This is a genomic window from Bacteroides cellulosilyticus DSM 14838 (assembly GCF_000158035.1).
GTDB lineage: Bacteria > Bacteroidota > Bacteroidia > Bacteroidales > Bacteroidaceae > Bacteroides > Bacteroides cellulosilyticus.
The window spans coordinates 67754-70268 of the sequence record NZ_EQ973492.1 but is presented as its reverse complement, the minus strand read 5'-3'; the positions used below and the strand labels follow the sequence as shown (position 1 = coordinate 70268).

Here is a 2515-nt window from a genome sequence, read left to right as displayed (position 1 = left end):
AGCCACCTCTTCCATAGAACGAAAACGTAACTTCTGCACGCCTTTGTCTATCATCATGGTATAAGCATCCAACTCTCCCCAGAAATCATTGCTCACAAAGAACTTGATGCCACATTCATCGGCGGCAGCAAGTACCGCCTCCAAAGGATCTTCACATCCCATCGGGATTTGAGGAGCTATCTGTGAAGGATAGAACGGCTTTCCATCCAGAGCTACACCCATCATAACCAGATACTCCATTCCAATCTCACGCATTTCGAAAATCTTCCGCCGCCATTGGTCGGCAGTAAAATGCGTCAATGCCTTATTCCAGTTTCCCCCTTCCGAAGCCGAATGCCGGAACTCAAACCAGGAACCGGAAATGGGTTTCAGCTTTTTGCATGAAGATGGCACTGCAACGGCAGAAGAGTTTGCACGTATAGATTGAGGCATGGCTAGCATGGCAACGCCCCCTAATCCCAGGTATTTTATAAAGTCACGTCTTCGCATCTCTTGTTTTTTTCAGGTTTACTCAATCACTTTATCCGTCAGATCCCAGCCCATAATCGTAGAGATATAAGGAATTATCCACATCGCCATTTTCTTATGTCCCGAATATCCGGGATGCCATGCAGCCCCCAGGTCGGTAGTCCGGTTATAGAGATTCTTATCCAGTTTCAGTAGAAAGACTTTCGGATCATTCACTTCGTTTATTATCGCTTCATAATAACTGAATACAGGGGCCTGCATAGCTACAGGGTAAATGCACAATATGGGAATATCTCCATAATGCTCACGCAGTTGTGCAAGAATCTGTTTGTACGCTTTGGTGAATTCGCTTTTGTAAGGATGAGGCTCCGTTGAGAAATCATTGGAACCTAAATTGATAACTACCAGATCCGGACGATATTCCTTAAAATTCCATTTATGGGTGAGGTCTTCGTCAAAGGTATTCAGCATCCGGTCTTTCATCGTAACCTTCGACACGCGTACCGAATCACCATAATTGCGAGCGGCTCCTCTACCGGAATGGGCAATCAGTGTATAGTCCGCATCATAATAACGGGCTACCATAGAGGCAAATGTGAGATTACAATTTTCCGTCTCTACCAGGAAAGGTTCATCGCGATGTTTCCCGTCTGTGCCATATCCGCAGGTGAGTGAGTTTCCGATAAACTCGATATGCCGTGTGCGCACTGCCGGCTCTTCCGCCAGGCGTCCCGAACCGGACAAGACAAACTGATGGACAGTTGTCTTGCCGAATTCGCCTTCGGAACGTTTCTGTATCTTCAAACTATGAATGCGCTTGTCTATGCCCGATACCAGATGAATCAATGTATCCGTTCCGCATACTTTCACAACTTTGTGCAGTTTGCCATCAACAAATACATTATAATAGCTCGTTCCTGTTTCAGAAACTTTCACTGACAGCTTTCCACCAGTAAAGCGGGTTTCCAGATAAGTGCCTACCCAGTCGAAAGCTACCGAACCATCGGGGGAAACCAACGTTCTGCCGGTATATCGCACGGCAGGATCATTCCCTTTGTAAACAGTTCCATTTTTTTGAGCTTTCAGTTCCGCAGAGCAACTTATCCCTATCAGGATAAACAGATATAGACAATAACGTTTCATCATTTTCTTTATTTACGTTTCTTATTTTTAGCTTTCAATTCTTTCAGGTATTTCATGTATCCGTTGAACAAGTCGATAGTACGTGCTTCGCCCACACGGATAGACATCTTCGGATCATTGAATACCCCCGGGAACTGATAGCAAAGAATCTTCTCGAAGTTATCAAACAGATTCAAGTCACGGATGATTTCTTCTACCGGACGGGGATAGAGGGAGTTATCCGGATTGAATAGGAATACTTCCAGGTCGAACCACAAATGAGCTTTAGCCTCATCACAAACTTTCTGCAACATATTAGCCGCTTCCTTACCGGTCAGATCACCGTCCGGCATACGGGCAAATCCGAATGGGCACAAGATATCCAGATGCTCCATAAGTGCCGGATATGTATCCATTCCGTTGGGAACTTCAAAACTGTTGGTAGCCAGCATTATCGGTTTGTCCGGTGCAAGTGCGTTACAGTAAGCCTTAAACTCTTTGAAGAAATTCACGATATCGTCTTTTCTCTTTTTACGCATCTCGGGGCGTTGTTCCCAGTTATCCAGACCGCCGCCACTCTCTTCGGATACATAGAAGGCATAAAAGGATTCGTGGTGACCATACATATCCCACAGTTCTTTAGCCACCCGTTTGTGCCATTCCAGAGATTCGGGGGTAAAGTCGAACCAGGCAAACATACCCACTCCCATCAGTACATTCATGCCCTGTTTATCGGCTTCCGTCAGGATGGCTTCAATCGGGTCTTTGGCTGTAAGTTCCATACGGCCGGGATACAGTTTGGAAGGATAGAAGGCTTTACCTACATAGTTATCCACATTGGTAGTATGTTTGCCTACATATTCTTCATTGCGGAAAACTTCCTGAATGACCACCATATTCATTTCCAGCTTATTCATGGAACGGA

At 45.4% G+C, this 2515-nt stretch carries 3 protein-coding genes; all 3 read right to left on the bottom strand.

Going from position 1 to position 2515, the window contains the following annotated elements; all coding sequences use genetic code 11:
• Positions 1 to 489, bottom strand: a 489-nt coding sequence (locus BACCELL_RS18325; RefSeq protein ID WP_007213471.1) for a DUF4434 domain-containing protein, incomplete at its 3' end; no start/stop codon positions are given.
• 18 nt (positions 490 to 507) lie between these two features.
• Positions 508 to 1614, bottom strand: a complete 1107-nt coding sequence (locus BACCELL_RS18320; RefSeq protein WP_007213470.1) for an SGNH/GDSL hydrolase family protein — start codon at positions 1612 to 1614, stop codon at positions 508 to 510.
• Between the two features lie 5 nt (positions 1615 to 1619).
• Positions 1620 to 2515, bottom strand: an 896-nt coding sequence (locus tag BACCELL_RS18315; RefSeq protein ID WP_007213469.1) for a DUF4434 domain-containing protein, incomplete at its 5' end; no start/stop codon positions are given.